The organism is Rhizobium sp. BR 249 (assembly GCF_047445895.1).
Taxonomy (GTDB): domain Bacteria; phylum Pseudomonadota; class Alphaproteobacteria; order Rhizobiales; family Rhizobiaceae; genus Rhizobium.
The window spans coordinates 13963-34467 of record NZ_JARWKX010000022.1; the positions used below are offsets into that span (position 1 = coordinate 13963).

The window sequence follows — 20505 nt, forward strand, 5'->3', positions numbered from 1 at the left end:
TGCGCCGCGCCTTATATAATCAGACGCCGAGCGACTTCAGCTTGCGGTGCAGCGCTGAACGCTCCATGCCGACGAATTCGGCGGTGCGCGAGATATTGCCGCCGAAGCGGTTGATCTGGGCGATCAGGTAGTCCTTCTCGAACATCTCGCGGGCTTCGCGCAGCGGCAGCGTCATGATGTGGTAATCATTCTTGGCTGAAACTTTCGGCAGCATGTCACCGAGATCGGTCGGCAGCATGTCGGCGGTGATCGGCGCATCCGGGCCGTCGGTTCGGGCAAGAATCATCAGCCGCTCGATGTTGTTGCGCAACTGGCGGATATTGCCCGGCCAGTCATGGGCCTGCAGCACGGCCATGGCGTCGTCGCCGATTCGGCGCGGACGGATGCCGGCCTGCTCGGAAATCTGGCGCATCAGCTGATCGACCAGGAAGGGAATGTCCTCGCGGCGCTCGGCAAGCTGCGGCACGCGTACCGGCACGACCGCGAGGCGATGATAGAGATCCTCGCGGAACCAGCCTTCGGCAATGCGGCTTTCGAGATTATAGGCCGTCGAGGAGATGATGCGGACATCGACCTTGACGCGCTTGGAGCCGCCAACGCGCTCGAACTGCTGATCGACCAGCACGCGCAGGATCTTGTTCTGCGTCTCGCGCGGCATTTCGCCGACTTCGTCGAGGTAGAGGATGCCGCGATGGGCCTCCTCGAGCGCGCCGATCTTGCGAGCCTGGCCGGGCGTGCCCTCGGTGCCGAAGAGCGCCACTTCCATGCGGTCGGGCGTGATATTGGCGGCGTTCAGCGCGACGAAGGGGCCGCTGGCGCGGCTCGACTTCTTGTGGATCATCCGCGCCACCAGTTCCTTGCCGGAGCCGGATGCGCCGAGGATCATGATGCGGCTGTTGGTCGGCGATACCTTCTCGATCGTCTGGCGCAGCTGCGACACGGCGACCGAGGTGCCGATCAGCTCCAGAGCGTCGCCGGTGCGGCGCTTCAGCTCGGAGACTTCGCGCTTGAGCTTGGAATTTTCCAGCGCGCGTTCGGCGATTAGGATCAGCCGGTCGGCCTTGAAGGGTTTCTCGATGAAATCGAAAGCGCCGCGCTTGATCGCCGAGACGGCCGTCTCGATGTTGCCGTGACCTGATATCATGACGACGGGCAGATCCGGATGGCGGGTCTTGATCTCGTCGAGCAGCGACAGGCCATCGAGCTTGCTGCCCTGCATCCAGATATCGAGAAAGATCAGCCGCGGCACGCGATCTGATATCGCCGCCAGCGCGCTGTCGCTGTCATGAGCCGTGCGCGTCTCGTGTCCCTCGTCGGAGAGAATGCCGGAAACGATCTCGCGAATATCGTGCTCGTCGTCGACGACAAGAATATCAGAGGCCATAAACGCTTTCCTTGTCATTGGCTGCGGGAGAGGTGGGCGCCGGATCCAGACGCGGCAGATGCACGCGGATCATGGCCCCTCTTCCCCGGTCAAAATCGGCGGGCGCATCGTGCAACTCGAGCTGCCCGCCATGTTCCTCGATGATCTTCTTGACGATGGCGAGCCCAAGGCCCGTGCCCTTCTCGCGCATCGTCATATAGGGTTCCAGAATGCTGTGGCGGTTCTCCACTGGCAGGCCGCGGCCATTGTCGATCACGTCGACGGTGAAGCGGTCGCGGCCGGCATCGAGCACGGCTCGCACGAGAATCTTGCGTTCGTCCCGTTCGTCGCTCGGAACCGCCTCGATCGCTTCCACGGCATTCTTGATGAGATTTCCGAAAGCCTGGCCGAGCATACGGCTGTCGAACATACCCTCTAGCGGCTGATCGCCGAAATCCTGCCCGAAAGTGACGTGGTTGTTGCCCATCTCGCGCAGGAAGATCGCGTCGCGCAGGATGTCGCGCAGGTCGCTCGGCTCCTTGGTGGGCTTCGGCATACGGGCAAAGGCGGAGAATTCGTCGACCATGCGGCCGATATCACCGACCTGGCGGATGATCGTATCCGTGCACTGGTCGAAGACGGCCCGGTCGCCCTGGTCGATCTGCTTGCCGTAGCGGCGCTGGATGCGTTCGGCGGAAAGCTGGATCGGCGTCAGCGGGTTCTTGATCTCATGGGCGATGCGCCTTGCGACGTCCCCCCAGGCGGTCGAGCGCTGGGCGATGACGAGGTCGGTGATGTCGTCGAGCGTGATCACGTAGGATTCGCTCATGTCGCGCACTTCCTCGCGGGTGACCTGCACGCTGAGCGTTCGTACAGTTCCGCCGCGCACGAGCGCGATCTGCTTGCGGAAATCGCCGCGATGGCGCGCCGCCGCTTCGGTCAGCACCTGATCGACCTCGGGCGCGATATCGGCCAGCTGCTTGCCGAGCATCTCGTCGGCCGAGAGTGCCATCAGCGTCTCGGCCGAGCTGTTGACGATGGCGATGCGGCGGTCGTGCTCGACGCCGATAACGGCGGCGGTGACGCCTGACAGGACGGCTTCGATGAAGCGGCGACGGTCGTCGACCTCGTCCTTGGCCTCGAGGATTTCGTCGCGCTGGGTGCGGATTTCGGAGATCATCTTGTTGAAGGTGCGCGAGAGATTGGCGACGTCGCCATCGACGGCATGTACGGGCACGACGATGTCCATATTGCCCGACGCGACGCTGTCGGCCGCCGTGATCAGCAGGCGGATCGGCCGGACGATGCGGTCGGCGACGGCAATCGCCGTCCAGATCGCCGCGAGCAGCACGATCAGCGCGAAGCCGATATAGAGCACGGCGAAGGCGATCTGCAGCGAGAAGCGGTTGGCTTCCATCGAGCGGTATTCGGTGGCGTTCTCCTCCATCATGCGCATGGCGCCCATGACCTTGGGATCGACGGCGCGCACCGTATAGAGGAAGGTGCCCTGGATGGCATCGAGCTTGATGATGGCGCCGACGAGATTGGTAACGCCGGGCGGAATGAGCGTCGGCTGGCCGGCGGCGGCCTTTTCCAGCGCGTCCTGCGGGATCGCCGGCAGCGGCTTTTCGGTGGCGATGTCGGCCTGGACGATCACCGAGCCGTCGCGCTCTACGAGGAAGGAGCCAAGCAGGCCGCGGCCCCTCGCCTGGCGCGTCATCAGCTCGGCAAAACCTGTCCGGTCGAGACTGTAGAGGGCACGGTTGCGCTCCAGGTCGTTGGCCATGGAAACCGTCTGCCCCTGGAGGTAGCTGGCGTTCTCCATCATATAGGCTTGGCCGATATTGCGCGACGAGCTGACGATCGACTGGGTGCGCAAGGCAAACCAGCGGTCGAGACCGGCATTCAGCGTGATGCTGGCGAAGATGGCGACGAGGATCGCTGGCGTGATCGCCACGATCGAGAAGAGCACCACGATGCGGATATGCAGCCGCGCGGCCGCCCTGCCCCTGGTGCGCGCCTTGAGCAGCCTCGCCACCTCGCGCGCAATCAACGCCAGCAGCGTCAGGACGAAGAAGGAATTGACGATCACCGAAGTGATGACGACATGCGAAGTCGGGGCGATCGGCGTCAGGCCAAGCAGCACGAACAGCGTCACCGTGGCACAGAGAAGTGCGCCGCCCGCGAGCACGAGGCCGGGCACGGCAAAAAGGGCGCGGCGATCGGTCACCGTCGTCACCACCGTCTCGCCCGCCGCCGGCGATACCCCATCCTGCGTCATTCGGCCTCTCTTCAGACGGCACCGGCCGCCTTCTCCACGCAATCGAAACCGAACAACGCCGGCTCAAGAAAGCCAGCGCCGCAAGACTCGATCAGGAGCGAATGTCCAAAACCCTTGCGTGACCTTTAAGCAACGCATTGTGGCGAAAATGCAACGCATCTCGTCACATTGTCAAGCCGGGGCGAGCCTCACTACAGGGGACATTATGAGTTGGTGAGGATAGGTCAGCTACTATTTTTCCTTGATCTGACCGTGGCAGGAAATTATCTCGCCCTAGAAGCGACGCGGTCCTTCCGGCTTGTTTTCGGCAATCACGTCGATCCGCTCCAGCACGTCAGACGTCATCTTGTCCCTATGCGAAAGGGCCGCGAGATTGTCCTGCAATTGGCTGGCGCGCGACGCGCCAAGAATGACGGTCGAAACGTTGCGGTTGGCGAGGCACCACAAAAGCGCAAGGTGCGTGATCGACACGCCGATCTCGTCGGCGAGCTTTGCGAGCTGGCGCACCTTTTCGAGTTGCGCGCGGCCGGCATCGCTCGACCACTTCTCCTTCAGCCATTCGTAGCCAGGCAGGTTCATACGACTGTCGGCCGGCACGCCGTCGCTGTATTTGCCGGTCAGGACGCCGGAGGCGAGCGGCGACCAGATCGTCGTGCCAAGGCCGATGAGGTCGTAGAGCGGGAGATAGTCGGATTCGACCTTCTGGCGTTCGAAGATGTTGTATTGCGGCTGCTCCATGGTCGGCGGCGTGATGCGCAAGTCCCGAGCAACGGCATAGGCTTCCGTCAATTGCTGGGCGGACCATTCCGACGTGCCCCAATAGAGCACTTTGCCCTGGGCGACGAGATCGTGCATCGCCCGGACCGTTTCCTCGATCGGCGTGTCGATATCGGGGCGGTGGCAGAAATAGAGATCGAGATAATCGACCTGAAGCCTCTTGAGCGCCGCGTGGCAGGCGTCGGTGACATGCTTGCGCGACAGGCCGCGCTGCGTCGGCTTCTCGCCTCCCCAGAAGACCTTGCTCGAGACGACGAAGCTGTCGCGGCTCCAGCGGAGCGACTTGAGCGCCTCGCCCATCACGATTTCGGACTTGCCGCTTTCGTATCCTTCGGCGTTGTCGAAGAAATTCACTCCGTTGTCATAGGCGAGCTTCATCAGCTCGACGGCGTCGCCCCCTTCTACCTGCCTGCCGAAAGTGACCCATGAGCCGAAGGAGAACTCGCTCACTTTCAGACCCGACTTTCCCAAACGACGATATTCCATCATCCAACTCCCTCAAATTATGAACATGTGCCGGCGCGGGAACCGACGTCGACGTCGCACGAGCGATCCGCGTAATCTATGGCACGAGCAACGATATGCGAGGCTTAGCCTGCCAAATTGACCGGCATGAAACACGATGTCGCAGTTCGCGTCGCCCCGACCGAAAAGAAAGGGCGCTCCATGACATCAGTCGGAGCGCCCATGGCATGCTGTCGACGACAGTTACGGCGGAAGTCGGCAGCAGCAACGGCAGATGACGAGATTCGGAACGAATAGGCAACAGAGGAACCAAATGGGAACGCCATCGCCCGCTGGCCGACCTATGTCATCCACCTGTTATCCACAGCTTATCCACAGGCGCGGCGACGACGACCGCAACAACTTCAATGACATTTGCCTGGCGGCAAACAACAGCCTGCAAATACTATGTGACTGTTGAATGACACTGCCCTTTTGTTTGCCGGCGCGGATATAAACTGCGACCCCGCTCCATTAAATTCAATATCGCTCCCGACCGTGGCGGCGGATACTGGAGAGGGGATGGCGGTGGGCAAACGAGGTGCCCGCCGCCGCTTCTCAGGCGGTGCGGGAGCTTCTGTAGACAGAGACGCCGAGCTCCCTGATCTTCTTACGCAGGGTGTTGCGATTGAGACCGAGAAGATCTGCCGCCTTGATCTGGTTGCCGCGGGTTGCCGTCAGCGCCGCAAGGATCAGCGGGTACTCCATCTCCGTCAGCACGCGATCATAAAGGCCGGGCGGCGGCAAGTTTTCGCCGAAGCCAGCGAAATAGGTGCGCATGTTCTCCTCGACGGCCTGCGCGATCGTCATCGAGCCGCTTCGGATCGGCCCCTTGTCGATCGGGCTGTCGGGCACGTCGGAACGCAGCTCGGCATCGATGATCTCGCGGGTGATGACATCCTGCGGATAAAGCGCCATCAGGCGGCGGATGAGGTTTTCCAGTTCGCGGACGTTGCCCGGCCAGGCATAGGCCTTCATCAGTTCCAGCGCTTCCTGATCGAAACGCTTGGAACCGAGACCTTCCTTTTCGGCCTGCTGGATGAAATGGCGCACGAGATCGGGAATGTCCTCGGCGCGGTCGCGCAGCGGCGGCAGGCGCAGCGGCACGACGTTGAGGCGATAATAGAGATCCTCGCGGAACAGGCCCTGGTTGATCGCCTGCTTCAGGTCCTTGTTGGTGGCGGCGACGATGCGCACGTCCGTGCGGATCGGCGTTCGGCCGCCGACGGTGGTATATTCGCCTTGCTGCAACACACGCAGAAGCCGGGTCTGGGCATCCATCGGCATGTCGCCGATCTCGTCGAGGAAGAGCGTGCCGCCTTCGGCCTGCTCGAAGCGGCCGGTCGAGCGGGTCTGCGCGCCGGTGAAGGCGCCCTTCTCGTGGCCGAAGAGTTCCGATTCGATCAGATCGCGCGGGATCGCCGCCATGTTGATCGCCACGAAAGGCCCGTTGCGGCGCTTGCCGTAATCATGCAGAGCGCGGGCGACGAGCTCTTTGCCGGTGCCGGATTCGCCGGTGATCATCAGCGTCAGATCCGTCTGCATCAGGCGGGCGAGCACGCGGTAGATTTCCTGCATCGCCGCCGACCGGCCGACAAGCGGCATGCCGTCCTGCACGTCGTCTTCGAGCTTGGCGGGCTTGCGCTTCGGCTCGGCGAGCGCGCGGCCGATGATGCCGATCAGCTCGGTCAGGTCGAAGGGCTTCGGCAGATAGTCGTAGGCGCCCTTCTCCGAGGCCTTGATGGCGGTCATGAAGGTGTTCTGCGCACTCATGACGAGGACCGGCAGGTCGGGACGCGCCTTCTTGATGCGCGGAAGCAGGTCGAAGGCGTTTTCGTCGGGCATCACCACATCGGTGACGACAAGATCGCCCTCGCCTGCCGAAATCCAGCGCCAGAGGGTTGCGGCGTTGGAGGTGATGCGAACGTCATAACCGGCGCGGCTCAAAGCCTGGTTGAGCACGGTCCGGATGGCCGCATCATCATCTGCAACGAGGATCGTAGCTGTCATCGAGAAGGTCCTGTCGAGCTTACGGTAGAGGCGTCTTCAAGCGAGGCATCCTTGGATGCCGGCATGAGAACGCGGAATGTCGTGCGGCTGTTCTGGCTGTCGCATTCGATAATGCCGCCGTGATCACCGATGATCTTGGCGACCAGCGCCAGGCCGAGGCCGCTGCCGTTCGTCTTGGTGGTAATGAAGGGATCGAAGAGATGCGGCAGCAGATCGGAGGGAACGCCGGGGCCGTTGTCGTGAACGCAGAATTCCAGCGGCAGCGAGATCTTTTCGCGCGTGCCGGCGACGGAAAGGCGAATACCGGGTCGATAGGCCGTCGTCAGCACGATCTCGCCGTCCGTCCGGTCGCCGACCGCTTCGGCGGCATTCTTCACCAGATTGAGGAAGACCTGAACAAGCTGGTCGCGATTGGCATAGACGGCCGGCAGCGACGGGTCGTAACTCTCGGTGATGCGGATGTTGCGGGCAAAACCCGCCTTGGCGACGGCCTTCACGTGATCGAGCACGGAATGGATGTTGACCGGCATGCGGTCGACAGGGCGTTCGTCGGAAAAGACTTCCATGCGGTCGACCAGCGAAACGATGCGATCGGTCTCGTCGCAGATCAGCCGGGTCAGCGCCCTGTCGTCATCGATCGCGGATTGCTCGAGCAGCTGGGCGGCGCCGCGAATGCCGGAGAGCGGGTTCTTGATCTCATGCGCCAGCATGGAGGCAAGACCGGTCACGGAGCGGGCAGCGGCGCGGTGCGTCAGCTGCCGATCGATCTTGTCGGCCATCGAGCGTTCCTGGAAGACGATGACGACGGCGCCGGGCTCGCTGAGCACCGGTGCCACATAGAGATCGACGAGTTTATCCTGGCCGAGGCGCGGCGAACTCAGGTCGACGCGATATTCGTTGACCGGCGCCTTGCGCTCGCGCACTTGGTCGATCAGCGCGAGCAACGGGCTGCCGAAGGGAATGAAGGTCGAGATCCGGTAACGCGCGAGATGCGAGGCACTGGCGCCGAAGAAGGCCTCCGCCTCCCAATTGGCGAAGGCGACGAAACCGGATTCGTCGACCATGACGACGGGGTTCTGGATGGCGTTCAGCACGGCCATGGCGACGGTTCCGCCGGCGTGATCGGGCGGAGATGTCGTATCCTTCGTCATGCGGCCTCCCGGCTGTCAAGCGCGCCTGCCGCCAATGCATCATAAAGGCGCGCGGCCACTTCGCGCGGATCACGCGAGGTCATGATCGCGGCTTTTTCGCCACCGGCAAGCGCGGGGGCGAAACGCTCCAAATACCAGCCGAGATGCTTGCGGGCATGGCGGATTGCCACCGCCTCACCGTAGAAATCCAGCATCATCCGGTAATGTTCGACAGCGATATCAGCAATCTTTACTAAAGGCGGCTCGGCGGCGCCCGCGATGACGCCGGCATGCCATGGCCTGCCCTGACAGCCTCTGCCGATCATGACGGCATCGGCGCCCGAACGGCGCAATATTTCCTGTGCGTCCTCTGCAGTCTCCACATCGCCATTGGCGATCAGCGGGATGGAGATTACCTCGCGGACGGCGCGGATCGCGTCCCAATCGGCGCGGCCTTCATAGAATTGCATGCGGGTGCGCCCATGGATGGTCACAAGCTGGATGCCGGCCGCTTCGGCGCGGCGCGCAATGTCGGGCGCGTTGATGGAGTTTTCGTCCCAGCCGAGGCGCATCTTCAGCGTCACGGGGATGTCGACCGCCTTGACCGTCGCCTCGATCAGGCCGAGCGCATGATCGGGGTCGCGCATCAGCGCCGAACCGGAATAACCGCCGATCACCTTCTTGGCCGGGCAACCCATATTGATGTCGATGATATCGGCGCCGTGATCGGCGGCGATCTTCGCCGCCTCCGCCATCCAGTGCGCCTCGCGGCCGGCAAGCTGCACCATATGCGGACGGAATCCGGCGGCCTTGAGCCGCGACCAGGATTCGGCCGTATCATTGACCAGTTCGCGGCTCGCCACCATTTCGGTGACGACGAGGCCGGCGCCGAAGCGCCAGGCCAGCTCGCGAAAGGGCATGTCCGTGACGCCGGACATCGGCGCCAGCACGACGCGGTTCCGCACGGACACGGGTCCGATTCGGAAAGGCGCTGCGAGGTCCTTGGAAATCAACTGACTATCTTTCGGGCACACCATGGAACTGCATTATTTTTAGCCAGTGTTCTCTGGCTTGCCAAGGGGGTTGGGATCGAAATCGATATTTTTCGGGTAGATGCTGGAAAACGCCAAAGCAAGACGTTAGAGCACTCGGGTCAATTCGGGATATTTTTGGGGATTTATGCTGCAAATGCCTTCCAAGCAACCGATATCGGCTGGAATTGTCATCGTCGCCGCCGGCCGCGGCGAGCGTGCGGGGGCCTCTACGGAAGGCCCGAAGCAATATCGCATGATCGGCGGAAAGCCGGTTATCGCCCATACGCTTGAAAACTTCATGACATGGGAACTGGCGACACAGATCGTCGTCGTCATCCATCCCGATGACGAGGCACTGTTTGCGAAAGCCTTCCGCCACGTCGTCTCGGCAACGCCGATCGAAACGGTTCTCGGTGGCGCGACCAGGCAGCAATCCGTGCTCGCAGGCCTTCGATATCTCAAGGACAAGCATGTCAGCCATGTGCTGATCCACGATGCCGTCCGCCCCTTCTTCGACCACGTGCTTCTCGACCGAATCGCGGAGAGCCTTGAAAGCGGCGCACCGGCGGTCCTGCCGGCCATGCCTGTCACGGATACACTGAAACGGGCCGACAACGCCGGCACCGTGCAGACGACGGTTTCGCGCGAGCACCTTTACGCGGCGCAGACGCCGCAATCCTTCGCCTTCGAAACCATTCTCGACGCGCATGAGAAGGCGGCGGCGAGCGGACGGAGCGATTTCACCGACGACGCCTCGATCGCCGAATGGGCGGGCATTCCGGTGACGATCGTCGAAGGCACGCCCGACAACGTCAAGCTGACGGTCAAGAGCGATATCACGAAAGCCGACGACAAACTCTCGGCTCCATTGCTTCCGGATGTGCGCACCGGCAACGGCTATGACGTGCACCAGCTCGAAGCGGGCGACGGCGTCACCCTCTGCGGCGTGTTCATTCCACATGACCAGAAGCTCAAGGGCCATTCCGACGCCGATGTGGCGCTGCATGCGCTGACCGATGCGCTGCTCGCCACCTGCGGCGCCGGCGATATCGGCGATCATTTCCCGCCCTCCGATCCGCAATGGAAGGGCGCGGCCTCGCGGATCTTCATCGAGCATGCGGCCAAAATCGTGCGCGAGCGCGGCGGCACGATCATGAATGCCGACGTCTCGCTGATCGCCGAAGCGCCGAAGGTCGGCCCGCATCGCGACACCATGCGGGCGAAGCTTTCGGAATACCTCGGCATCGATATCGAGCGCTGCTCGGTCAAGGCGACGACCAATGAGACGATCGGCTTCGTCGGCCGGCGCGAAGGTATCGCGGCGATCGCCACGGCGACAGTCGTCTATCGCGGGAGGAAATGATGAGCCTTTTCCCGCAGGACATCGTTACAGCGGCAGAGACGATCATCCGCGATTTCACGGTGGCCGGGTTGATGGTCTCGACCGCAGAATCCTGCACCGGCGGGCTGATATCAGGCGCGCTGACCGAGATATCGGGCTCTTCCGCCGTCGTCGACCGCGGCTTCGTCACCTACACCAATACCGCAAAGATCGAGTTGCTCGGGGTACAGGAGCAAACGCTGCTTCAGTTCGGAGCCGTCTCCGAGGAAACCGCACGGCAGATGGCCCACGGCGCCCTCTTCCGCTCGCGCGCAGATATCGCCGTCGCCGTCACCGGCATTGCCGGCCCCGGTGGCGGATCGGCGGAAAAGCCCGTCGGCCTCGTGCATCTCGCCGCCAAATCGCGCACCGGTGCACTCGTCCACCGTAAAATGCTCTACGGCGATATCGGCCGCAGCGAAGTTCGGCTGGAGACGGTGAGAACGGCGCTGGAGATGGTGCTTTCGCTCCGCTGACCGGCAGTCTCAGGCGGTTGCGTAGATCTTGCCCGCGCGCGTCTCGAAGGCCTCGGTGAACATGCGGAAGGCGCGATCGAACATTGAGCCCATCAGCGCGCCCAGAATGCGGCTCTTGAACTCGTAGTCGATGAAGAAATCGACGGTGCAGCCGCCGGCAGGCGTCTCGGCGAAATGCCAGCGATTGTCGAGATATTTGAACGGGCCATCGATATATTTGACCTCGATGATGCGTTCCGCCCTGTTCAGCAGCACCTGTGTCGTGAAGGTCTCGCGGACCGCCTTGTATCCCACAGTCATGTCGGCCACGAGCAGGATCTTGCCGTCGCGCTCCCTGCGGCTCTTGACAGCGAGCGCTTCGCAGAGCGGCAGGAACTCCGGATAGCGTTCGACATCGGCAACGAGGTCGAACATCTGGTCGGGTGTGTGCGGGACGGGACGGTGCGTTTCGAATTGCGGCATAGGCGGCACTTAAGCGGGCCGGCTTAGAAGATCAAGAAGCTCGCGCATCTGGCGGCGGGATTTTAGCTGGAGAATGGGCACATCGGGGCCATGCTCGGCGATGCCGGCGACAATGCGCGGCGCGAATTTCTCCTCGAAAGTCCAGATGAAGTGGAGGAATTCCCAATCGATTTTTTCGATGCAGCCCGGAGCCATTTCCGGGCGAATGCGCCCGATCCATTTCGCCCACCGGCTGATCGCGCCCCAAATACAGAGAAGCCGCGGCATGCGGACCCAGATGACGAAATCGGTCCGCGGCAACCGAAGGTCGAAAGTCGAGGTGCTGGTGCCGTCCATGATCCAACGATCTTCGAGGATTCGGCTGGCGATAATATTTATCTGCTCGACCCTGTCACGCTGAATCCAGCCGGGAAGCCAGCGAACGTCGCGGTCGAGCGAGATGTAGGAAAGCCCGAAGCGCTTGGCGATCTTCATAGAAAGCGTGGATTTGCCGCCACCCGAGCAGCCGACGACAAGAATTCGACGGGCTGTCCGGATAAGTGCGGCGGCCTGCTCGATGTCGGTGATCTGTTGACGCAGCGGCAGCTCGGCTCTCTGGTCCATCGTGTTATCCTCGGTCCGTCTGCGCCAAAGGCTGCCCCTCACCCTAACCCTCTCCCCGTAAACGCGTAGAGGGGACGTGCCAAACGCAGCGTTGAGATTGAGGAAGCTGGTGCGGCATATCCCCTTCTCCCCGCGAGCGGGGGTCCGAAGGACGGGTCGAGACCCGTGGCTCGACCCCGGTCGGTGCCGGCAGGCGGATGAGGGGCAGGCGGCGATCTCGATGTAGGAGGTGTTCTCCTATCGCGGCACCCGAACCCTACTCGGCTGCGATCAGCAGCTTCTTCTCGCGCGCCGCCTTCAACCTTGCGAAATCGTCGCCGGCATGGTGGGAGGAGCGCGTGAGCGGGCTGGAGGCCACCATCAGGAAGCCCTTGCTGTAGGCGACGGTCTCGTAGGACTTGAACTCGTCGGGTGTGACGAAGCTTTCAACCTTGTGATGCTTGCGGGTCGGCTGCAGATACTGGCCGATCGTCAGGAAGTCGACATCGGCGGTGCGCAGGTCGTCCATCAGCTGCAGCACTTCGTTGCGCTCCTCACCGAGGCCGACCATGATGCCCGACTTGGTGAACATGGTGGGATCGAGTTCCTTCACCCGCTGCAAGAGCCGAATGGAATGGAAATAGCGGGCGCCGGGGCGAACGGTCAGATAGTTGCCGGGAACCGTTTCCATATTGTGGTTGAAGACATCGGGCTTGGCGGCGACGACGCGCTCCAGGGCGCCCGGCTTCTTCAGGAAATCAGGCGTCAGGATTTCGATCGTCGTCTTGGGCGAGGCCGCACGGATCGCCCAGATCACCTTTTCGAAGTGCTCGGCGCCGCCGTCCTCCAGATCGTCACGGTCGACCGAGGTGATGACGACGTGGCTGAGGCCCATCTCCTTGACCGCCTTGGCGACGTTCTCAGGCTCGGCCATATCGAGCGCATTCGGCTTGCCGGTCGCGACGTTGCAGAAGGCGCAGGCGCGGGTACAGATCTCACCCATGATCATGAAGGTGGCGTGCTTCTTGTCCCAGCACTCGCCGATATTCGGGCAGCCGGCTTCCTCGCAGACGGTGACGAGCTTGTGCTCCTTCACGATCGCGCGCGTCTCGGAATAACCCTTGGAGGTCGGCGCCTTCACACGAATCCAGTCCGGTTTGCGCATGACCTCCGTATCGGGCCGATGGGCCTTTTCAGGATGGCGCACGCGCTTGGCGTCGGGATTGATCGTGTCGAGGATGGTCACCATTGCAGTTTCAGCTTTCTATCGCCCCTATGCGGCAAATCATCAGGACCTAGCGCCGCACCAGCCGCGCAAGGAATATCAGCAGGCAGGCGCCAAGGAAACCCGTCACAAAATAACCGAGTCGCCCGCCGGCAAGCTGGACGTGAAACTGGGCGAGGATCGCGGTGGCAACGACCGAGCCGACAATGCCGAGCACGATGTTCAGGAAAATCCCGTATCGCGCATCCATCAGCTTGCCGGCGAGCCAGCCTGCGAGACCGCCGATGATGATTGCCGAAATCCAGCCCACGCCTTCCATGCCCGTCTCGCCCTCAAACTACGCTAAGCGACCGCCCTCGCGACCAGAACCACGACAATGGCGCCGACCGTCGCGTGGATGATCTGCACGACCAGCGCGTTTTCGATGCCCAGCGAAATGCCGAGCGCGCTGAACAGATAGCCGCCGACGAAGGCGCCGATGATGCCGCTGAGCAGGCATCTGATCAAACCGCCGCCACCGACGACGAGACTTGCGAGGAAGCCTGCCACCAGGCCGATCAATAAAAATACCAGCAACGCCTGCGTCTCCATAGACATGATAATTTCCTTTCGTTTTTTCCACCCGACCGGAGCAGCTTTCCACTCCGGGCAAAATGGGCAGTCCCGGAAATTATCAAGCGTTCAGCACACGACCATAAGCATCGAGCACTGCTTCCTTCATCGTTTCGGAGACAGTCGGATGCGGGAAGATCGTGTGCATCAGCTCTTCCTCGGTTGTTTCGAGGTTCATCGCGACGACGAAGCCCTGGATGAGTTCGGTGACTTCGGCACCGACCATGTGGGCGCCGAGCAGCTCGCCGGTCTTCTTGTCGAAGATCACCTTCACCATGCCCTGGTCTTCGCCAAGCGCGATCGCCTTGCCGTTCGCCGCGAAGGAGAAGCGGCCGACACGGATGTCGCGGCCCTGCTCCTTGGCCTTGGCTTCGGTGAGACCGACGGAGGCGACCTGCGGATTGCAATAGGTGCAGCCCGGGACCTTGCCCTTGTCGGTGGGATGAACGTTGGGCAGGCCGGCTATCTTCTCGACGCAGACGACGCCTTCATGCTCGGCCTTGTGCGCCAGCATCGGCGGGCCGGCGACGTCGCCGATCGCATAGATGCCGGGGACATTGGTCTTGCCGTAACCGTCGGCGACGACGCAGCCGCGGTCGGTCTTGATGCCGAGCGCCTCGAGGCCGAGGTTCTCGATGTTGCCCTGAACGCCGACAGCCGAAATCATCCGGTCGGCGGTGATCTGCTGCACCTTGCCATCCGAAGTCTCGACATGCGCGGTGATGCTTCCCGCACCCTTCTCGACCTTGGTAACCTTGGCGCTCGTGAAGATCTTGAGGCCGCGTTTTTCAAGCTGCTTGCGGGCGATGGCGGTGATTTCGGCATCCTCGACCGGCATGATGGTCGGCATGACTTCGACGACAGTGACGTCGACGCCCATTGAGCGATAGAAGCTGGCGAATTCGATGCCGATCGCGCCTGAGCCCATGACGATCAGCGACTTCGGCAGAGCATCCGGCTTCAGCGCCTCGAAATAGGTCCAGATCAGCTTGCCATCGGGCTCGATGCCGGGCAGCGCGCGCGGACGGGCGCCGGTCGCGATGATGATGTGCTTGGCGTTATAGGTGCCCTCGCCCTTGACGTTCTTCGGCAGCGGGTGCTGCGGCTCGACCACGGGCTTCGACGACTTGCCGACGACGATCTCGCCGGGCTTGGTGATTTTTCCTTCGCCCCAGATGATGTCGATCTTGTTCTTCTTCATCAGGAAGCCGACGCCGGCGTTGAGACGGGCGGAGACGGCGCGCGAGCGGCCGACGACGGCCTTGGCATCCGGCTTGACCGTGCCTTCGAGAACCAGGCCGAAATCCTTGAAGTGATTGGCATGGTCAAGGACCTCGGCCGAACGCAGCAGCGCCTTCGTGGGAATGCAGCCCCAGTTCAGGCAGATGCCGCCCATATGTTCGCGCTCGACGATCGCGGTCTTGAGGCCAAGCTGGCTGGCGCGGATGGCGGCGACATAGCCGCCGGGGCCGGAGCCGATGATGATGACGTCGTAGGATTCAGCCATGTGTTTCCTGCCCTTTGTTACGCTGCGCTGCGGGTCATGAGCACCCACGCATGTCTCTTGTTGTTTTCGAAGAGCGGCACGGCGTCAGCGCGCGCAGTCTCCAGGAATCCGTTTCTTCCATAAAGCGACAAAGCCGCTTCGTTATCACTTGCGGTAATGAGACTGACCGGACGGCAATCCGCCCTTTCGATCTGATCCTCCAGCAATCTGCGTCCGATGCCGATGCCGCGCAGGTGGCTGTAGACGCCGAGACTGCCGATGAACCAGCTTCCCACAACCGTTTTCTGCAAGGCGAGCATCGGTTCGGTCGCCGGAATGCTCGCCTCGATATCGCCTATGCCTTCGTCAAGCGCATGGCCGATCGCCACGCCCGCAACCTCACCATAGGCCTCGGCAATGACGGAATCCCGCCAGCCGCCGACAGCCTCTTCCTCGCTCATCTTCAGCCTGCCCCGTTCCAGCGGCGTGTCGCTGGCGCCATTCGCCACATCGGCGAACCAGAGCCAGGAGGCAAAGCCGTGCGATGCGATATCCGCCAGAATCGCCAGCTCCGATGCATCCCGCCGTGAGGCCTGCCGCAGCGCGATGAAGGCGGTCATGCTCAGATCCCCAGCATCATCCGCACGATCGATTCCAGCCCGCGTCCGAGCGCACGCGTATTCTCGGCATCGAGATGAATGCCATCGATCGGCGTGGTCTTGGCGACGGAATTGCCGTCGAAAAAGCCGCAGCCGAGTTCGTCGGCAAGATCGCGGTAGAGCGTTGCGAGCTTTGCCGATTCCTCGATGCCACCGGGGAAGGATGCGGCGAAGGGCACATTGCCCGTCGCGCAGATCGCCGGCGGCGCCACGATCAGGATCTCCGGCCCGTCGAATTCAAAGGGCCAGGCATGGTTGCGGATCAACCGAACGAGTCGGCCGATGCCCTGGCATGCGGCAAAGGCAGAGCCGGCGACCACCGGCTTCATGTCATTGGTGCCGAGCAGCAGAATGACGAGATCGAGCGGCGCATGCGTCTGCAGGATGGTCGGTAGGACGCGCGCGCCGTTACGGTCGCAATCGGCAAGATGGTCGTCGAAGGCGGTCGTGCGGCCGTTCAGGCCTTCGGCGATGACACGCGCCTCGTTGCCGAGCGCTGCCTGAAGCACGCTCGGCCAACGATTCTTGTAGTCGTGACGGCCGATCGTCTCGGCGTCATAACCCCAGGTCAGCGAATCGCCATAGCAAAGAACGGTCTTGGTCATTTCCGCCTCCGCCCAGCTATCAGACGAGCATGCCCATCGGGTTCTCGATGTAGCCCTTGAAGGCCTGGAGCAGCTCGGCGCCGAGCGCGCCGTCGACGCAGCGATGGTCGGTCGACAGCGTCACCGACATCACGGTGGCGATCGCCATTTCGCCGTTCTTGACGACGACCCGCTGTTCGCCAGCGCCGACCGCGAGGATGGTCGCGTGCGGCGGGTTGACGACGGCTGCGAAGTTCTTCACGCCCATCATGCCCATGTTCGAGACCGAGCTGGTACCGCCCTGATATTCCTCGGGCTTCAGCTTGCGGTCCTTGGCCCGCTTGCCGAGATCGCGCATCTCGTTGGAGATAACAGACAGCGTCTTCTGCTCGGCCTTGCGGATGATCGGCGTGATCAGGCCGCCGGGGATCGAGACGGCAACGCCGACATCGGCGTGCTTGTGCTTGACCATGTTGCTGTCGGTCCAGGAGACGTTGGCATCCGGAACATCGCGCAGCGCCAGCGCCATGGCCTTGATGACCATGTCGTTGACCGAGAGCTTGTAGGCCGGGGCATTGTCCTTGCGCGGAGCCGCATCGTTCAGCTGGGCGCGCAACGCCATCAGAGCATCGAGCTCGCAATCGACGCTGACATAGAAATGCGGGATCGTCTGCTTGGATTCGACCAGGCGCCGGGCGATCGTCTTGCGCATGCCGTCATGCGGCACCAGCTCGTAGGAGCCTGGTTCGAAGAGCTTGAGCACGGCGTCGTCGGAAGCACCCTTCGGTGCTGCCGCAGCCGGGGCCGGAGCGGCGGCTGCCGGAGCAGCAGCAACGGCCGGTGCGGCCGCAGCCTTGGCGCCACCGCCTGCAACGGCGGCTTCGACATCGCTCTTGACGACGCGGCCATGCGGGCCGGAGCCTGCGACAGCGGAAAGATCGATACCGGCTTCCTTGGCCAGACGGCGCGCGAGCGGCGAAGAGAAGGTGCGGTTGCCGCCCGATGAAACCGATGCGGGTGCGGCCGCGGGTGCCGGTGCAGCTGGAGCAGGTGCGGCGTCGGCCTTGGGCGCAGGGGCTGCTTCAGCCTTGGCCGGCGCGGCGGAACCTGCGCCGCTTGCGGCAGCGGCAACGTCCTCGCCATCGGCGGCGAGAACCGCGATCAGCGCATTGACCTTGACGCCTTCGGTGCCGGCGGCAACGACCAGCTTGGCGACCGTGCCTTCATCGACGGCTTCGACTTCCATCGTCGCCTTGTCGGTCTCGATCTCGGCGATCACATCGCCAGACTTGACCTTATCGCCTTCCTTGACCAGCCACTTAGAAAGATTGCCTTCTTCCATGGTCGGAGAGAGGGCGGGCATCGTGATATTGATCGGCATCGAAATACCCTCCCCTTATTTGTAGCAAACAGCTTTCACCGCATCGACGACTTCGCCGACGTTCGGAAGCGCCAGCTTTTCGAGATTGGCGGCGTAAGGCATCGGAACGTCCTTGCCCGCGATCGTCAGCACCGGCGCATCGAGATAGTCGAAGGCCTGCTGCATGACGCGGGTGGCGATTTCGGTGCCGACCGACGACTGCGGATAACCTTCCTCGACGGTGACCAGACGGCCGGTCTTCTTGACCGATTCGATGATGGTCGGCAGATCCATCGGGCGGATGGTGCGAAGGTCGATCAGTTCGACGTCGATGCCGATCTTTTCCAGTTCGGCGGCCGCCTTCGTCGCGTAAGTCATGCCGATGCCGAAGGAGACGACGGTGACGTCCTTGCCCGGACGGTGGATGCGGGCCTTGCCGATCGGGAGTACGAAATTATCGAGCTTCGGCACGTCGAAGTGCTGGCCGTAGAGGATTTCGTTCTCGAGGAAGATGACCGGGTTCGGATCGCGGATCGCAGCCTTCAGCAGGCCCTTGGCGTCAGATGCCGTGTAGGGCATGACGACCTTGAGGCCGGGGATGGCGCTGTACCAGGCGGCATAATCCTGGCTGTGCTGGGCGCCGACGCGGGCAGCAGCGCCGTTCGGGCCGCGGAAGACGATCGGAGCGCCCATCTGGCCGCCGGACATATAGAGCGTCTTGGCGGCCGAGTTGATGATGTGGTCAATCGCCTGCATGGCGAAGTTGAAGGTCATGAATTCGACGATCGGGCGAAGGCCGGCCATGGCGGCGCCGACGCCGACGCCGGCAAAGCCGTGCTCGGTGATCGGCGTATCGATGACGCGACGGGCCCCGAATTCCTGTAGCAGGCCCTGGGTGACCTTGTAGGCGCCCTGATATTCGGCGACTTCCTCGCCCATGACGAAGACGTCGTCGCTGGCGCGCATTTCTTCGGCCATGGCGTCGCGCAGCGCTTCGCGCACGGTCATCGACACCATTTCGGTGCCGGCAGGGATTTCCGGATCGTTCGGAACGACGGCCTTCGGCTCGGCCGGAAGTGGTGCCGAAGCAGAACCGGTATTGGTCGGCTTCTCTTCCTGGGCAACCTGCGGAGCAGCGGCGGCCGGCTTGGCGGCGGATATATCCGAAGCGGATTCGCCATCCTGCAGCAGCACGGCGATCTTGGTGTTGACCTTGACGCCTTCGGTGCCGGCATCGACCAGCAGCTTGCCGATGATGCCTTCGTCGACGGCTTCGACTTCCATCGTCGCCTTGTCGGTTTCGATTTCGGCAATCACGTCGCCTGAAGTGACCTTGTCACCTTCCTGCTTCAGCCATTTGGACAGCGTGCCTTCTTCCATCGTCGGAGAGAGGGCGGGCATGAGGATATCGATAGGCATGGGTTCCCTCCCCGATTAGAGCAGAATGTCGGTATAGAGCTCGGATGCATCCGGCTCCGGATCGGCCTGAGCGAAGTCGGCGCTGTCGGCGACGATGTCGCGGACATCCTTGTCGATCGCCTTCAGATCGTCTTCGGAAGCCCAGCCCTTTTCGATGAGGCGTGCCTTCACCTGCTCGATCGGGTCCTGCTCGGAGCGCATCTTCTGCACTTCCTCCTTGGAGCGATACTTCGCCGGGTCGGACATGGAGTGACCGCGATAGCGATAGGTCAGCATTTCGAGGATGATCGGGCCCTTGCCGGAGCGGCAATGTTCGAGCGCCTCGTCGGCCGCGGCCTTGACGGCGCGAACATCCATGCCGTCGACCTGGATGCCGGGGATGCCGAAGCCGGATCCACGCAGCGAGTAGTTCGACTGGGCCGTCGCACGGGCGGTCGAGGTGCCCATGGCGTAGCGGTTGTTCTCGACGATATAGACGATCGGCAGCTTCCAGAGCGCCGCCATGTTGAAGCTCTCGTAGACCTGGCCCTGGTTGGCAGCGCCATCGCCGAAATAGGCGATCGAGACATTGCCGTTGCCGCGGTAGTGGTTTGCAAAGGCAAGGCCCGTTCCGAGCGAAACCTGAGCGCCGACGATGCCGTGGCCGCCGTAGAAATGCTTCTCCTTCGAGAACATGTGCATCGAGCCGCCCTTCCCGTGGGAATAGCCGCTGCGGCGCCCGGTCAACTCAGCCATGACGCCACGCGCTTCCATGCCGGTTGCCAGCATGTGGCCGTGGTCGCGATAGGCGGTGATGACCTGGTCGCCTTCCTTCTGCGCCATCTGCATGCCGACGACGACAGCTTCCTGACCGATGTAGAGGTGGCAAAAGCCGCCGATGAAGCCCATGCCGTAAAGCTGACCGGCCTTCTCCTCGAAGCGGCGGATCAGCAGCATCTCGCGATAGGCCTTGAGCTCTTCATCGCGATCGAAGTCGGCTACCGGGCCGCCATTCGATGCTTTGACTGTGGATTTTGCTGCAGTTTTGCGGCTGGAAACGGTCGCGGTCTTTCGCGGCGCCATTCAACCCTCCCTATGGGTTTATCGGTTCTCGATGGCGCGTACCATAGGGAAGAAATATGACCACAGCAATGCCATAATTGCATGGCTCGTATTCGGCA

Annotated in this window: 19 protein-coding genes; 2 read left to right on the forward strand and 17 right to left on the reverse strand. The window is 62.5% G+C overall.

Annotation, left to right across the window (positions count from 1 at the left end; all coding sequences use genetic code 11):
- Nucleotides 1–19: 19 nt before the first annotated feature.
- The 6 genes from QD408_RS19920 to dusB all read right to left on the reverse strand — a co-directional run bounded on the left by QD408_RS19920 (nt 20) and on the right by dusB (nt 9102).
- A complete protein-coding gene (locus QD408_RS19920) occupies nt 20–1384 on the reverse strand; it encodes a sigma-54-dependent transcriptional regulator (protein ID WP_088685123.1) in 1365 nt (454 codons plus the stop codon).
- Nucleotides 1374–3644, reverse strand: a complete 2271-nt coding sequence (locus QD408_RS19925; RefSeq protein ID WP_414140486.1) for an ATP-binding protein — start codon at nt 3642–3644, stop codon at nt 1374–1376. The genes QD408_RS19920 and QD408_RS19925 overlap by 11 nt, the downstream gene beginning before the upstream one ends.
- A gap of 273 nt (nt 3645–3917) precedes the next feature.
- Entirely contained in the window at nt 3918–4907 is a 990-nt protein-coding gene (locus tag QD408_RS19930; protein WP_414140487.1) for a potassium channel beta subunit family protein, read from the reverse strand.
- 576 nt (nt 4908–5483) lie between these two features.
- Complete coding sequence (gene ntrC, locus QD408_RS19935) at nt 5484–6935, reverse strand: nitrogen regulation protein NR(I) (protein ID WP_088685126.1); 1452 nt, start codon at nt 6933–6935, stop codon at nt 5484–5486.
- Complete coding sequence (locus QD408_RS19940; RefSeq protein WP_414140488.1) at nt 6932–8086, reverse strand: two-component system sensor histidine kinase NtrB; 1155 nt, start codon at nt 8084–8086, stop codon at nt 6932–6934. The genes ntrC and QD408_RS19940 overlap by 4 nt, the downstream gene beginning before the upstream one ends.
- A complete protein-coding gene (gene dusB / locus QD408_RS19945; protein WP_414140489.1) occupies nt 8083–9102 on the reverse strand; it encodes a tRNA dihydrouridine synthase DusB in 1020 nt (339 codons plus the stop codon). Before dusB ends, QD408_RS19940 begins: the two co-directional genes overlap by 4 nt.
- Before the next feature lie 142 nt (nt 9103–9244).
- Between dusB and QD408_RS19950 the strand changes: the two genes are divergently transcribed.
- Together QD408_RS19950 and QD408_RS19955 are read left to right on the forward strand one after the other, a co-directional pair.
- A complete protein-coding gene (locus QD408_RS19950) occupies nt 9245–10462 on the forward strand; it encodes a bifunctional 2-C-methyl-D-erythritol 4-phosphate cytidylyltransferase/2-C-methyl-D-erythritol 2,4-cyclodiphosphate synthase (protein WP_414140490.1) in 1218 nt (405 codons plus the stop codon).
- Nucleotides 10459–10956 (forward strand): CinA family protein, encoded by a 498-nt coding sequence (locus tag QD408_RS19955; RefSeq protein ID WP_414140491.1) that lies wholly within the window; start codon nt 10459–10461, stop codon nt 10954–10956. Before QD408_RS19950 ends, QD408_RS19955 begins: the two co-directional genes overlap by 4 nt.
- A 9-nt stretch (nt 10957–10965) precedes the next feature.
- Here the strand turns inward: QD408_RS19955 and QD408_RS19960 are convergent, their stop codons facing one another.
- From QD408_RS19960 to pdhA, 11 genes are all read right to left on the reverse strand, one after another.
- Nucleotides 10966–11418 carry a type II toxin-antitoxin system RatA family toxin gene (locus tag QD408_RS19960; RefSeq protein ID WP_414140492.1) on the reverse strand — a complete coding sequence of 151 codons (453 nt, stop codon included), beginning with the start codon at nt 11416–11418 and terminating at the stop codon, nt 10966–10968.
- 9 nt (nt 11419–11427) lie between these two features.
- Complete coding sequence (locus tag QD408_RS19965) at nt 11428–12021, reverse strand: AAA family ATPase (protein ID WP_414140494.1); 594 nt, start codon at nt 12019–12021, stop codon at nt 11428–11430.
- Nucleotides 12022–12277: 256 nt separating this feature from the next.
- Nucleotides 12278–13249, reverse strand: coding sequence for a lipoyl synthase (lipA, locus tag QD408_RS19970; RefSeq protein WP_414140495.1), 972 nt, complete (start codon nt 13247–13249; stop codon nt 12278–12280).
- A 46-nt stretch (nt 13250–13295) separates the two neighbouring features.
- The gene (locus QD408_RS19975) at nt 13296–13544 is read right to left on the reverse strand and encodes a GlsB/YeaQ/YmgE family stress response membrane protein (RefSeq protein WP_088683956.1); all 249 of its coding nucleotides are present in this window, start codon (nt 13542–13544) and stop codon (nt 13296–13298) included.
- A gap of 23 nt (nt 13545–13567) precedes the next feature.
- Nucleotides 13568–13822, reverse strand: coding sequence for a GlsB/YeaQ/YmgE family stress response membrane protein (locus QD408_RS19980; RefSeq protein ID WP_088683955.1), 255 nt, complete (start codon nt 13820–13822; stop codon nt 13568–13570).
- A 76-nt stretch (nt 13823–13898) separates the two neighbouring features.
- A complete protein-coding gene (gene lpdA / locus QD408_RS19985) occupies nt 13899–15344 on the reverse strand; it encodes a dihydrolipoyl dehydrogenase (RefSeq protein WP_414140496.1) in 1446 nt (481 codons plus the stop codon).
- A 17-nt stretch (nt 15345–15361) separates the two neighbouring features.
- A complete protein-coding gene (locus tag QD408_RS19990) occupies nt 15362–15943 on the reverse strand; it encodes a GNAT family N-acetyltransferase (RefSeq protein ID WP_414140497.1) in 582 nt (193 codons plus the stop codon).
- 2 nt (nt 15944–15945) lie between these two features.
- Nucleotides 15946–16587 carry an SGNH/GDSL hydrolase family protein gene (locus QD408_RS19995; RefSeq protein ID WP_414140498.1) on the reverse strand — a complete coding sequence of 214 codons (642 nt, stop codon included), beginning with the start codon at nt 16585–16587 and terminating at the stop codon, nt 15946–15948.
- Nucleotides 16588–16606: 19 nt separating this feature from the next.
- Entirely contained in the window at nt 16607–17947 is a 1341-nt protein-coding gene (locus tag QD408_RS20000; protein ID WP_414140499.1) for a pyruvate dehydrogenase complex dihydrolipoamide acetyltransferase, read from the reverse strand.
- A 15-nt stretch (nt 17948–17962) separates the two neighbouring features.
- Complete coding sequence (locus tag QD408_RS20005; protein ID WP_414140500.1) at nt 17963–19345, reverse strand: pyruvate dehydrogenase complex E1 component subunit beta; 1383 nt, start codon at nt 19343–19345, stop codon at nt 17963–17965.
- A gap of 15 nt (nt 19346–19360) precedes the next feature.
- The gene (gene pdhA, locus QD408_RS20010) at nt 19361–20407 is read right to left on the reverse strand and encodes a pyruvate dehydrogenase (acetyl-transferring) E1 component subunit alpha (protein ID WP_088683949.1); all 1047 of its coding nucleotides are present in this window, start codon (nt 20405–20407) and stop codon (nt 19361–19363) included.
- Nucleotides 20408–20505 lie beyond the last annotated feature (98 nt).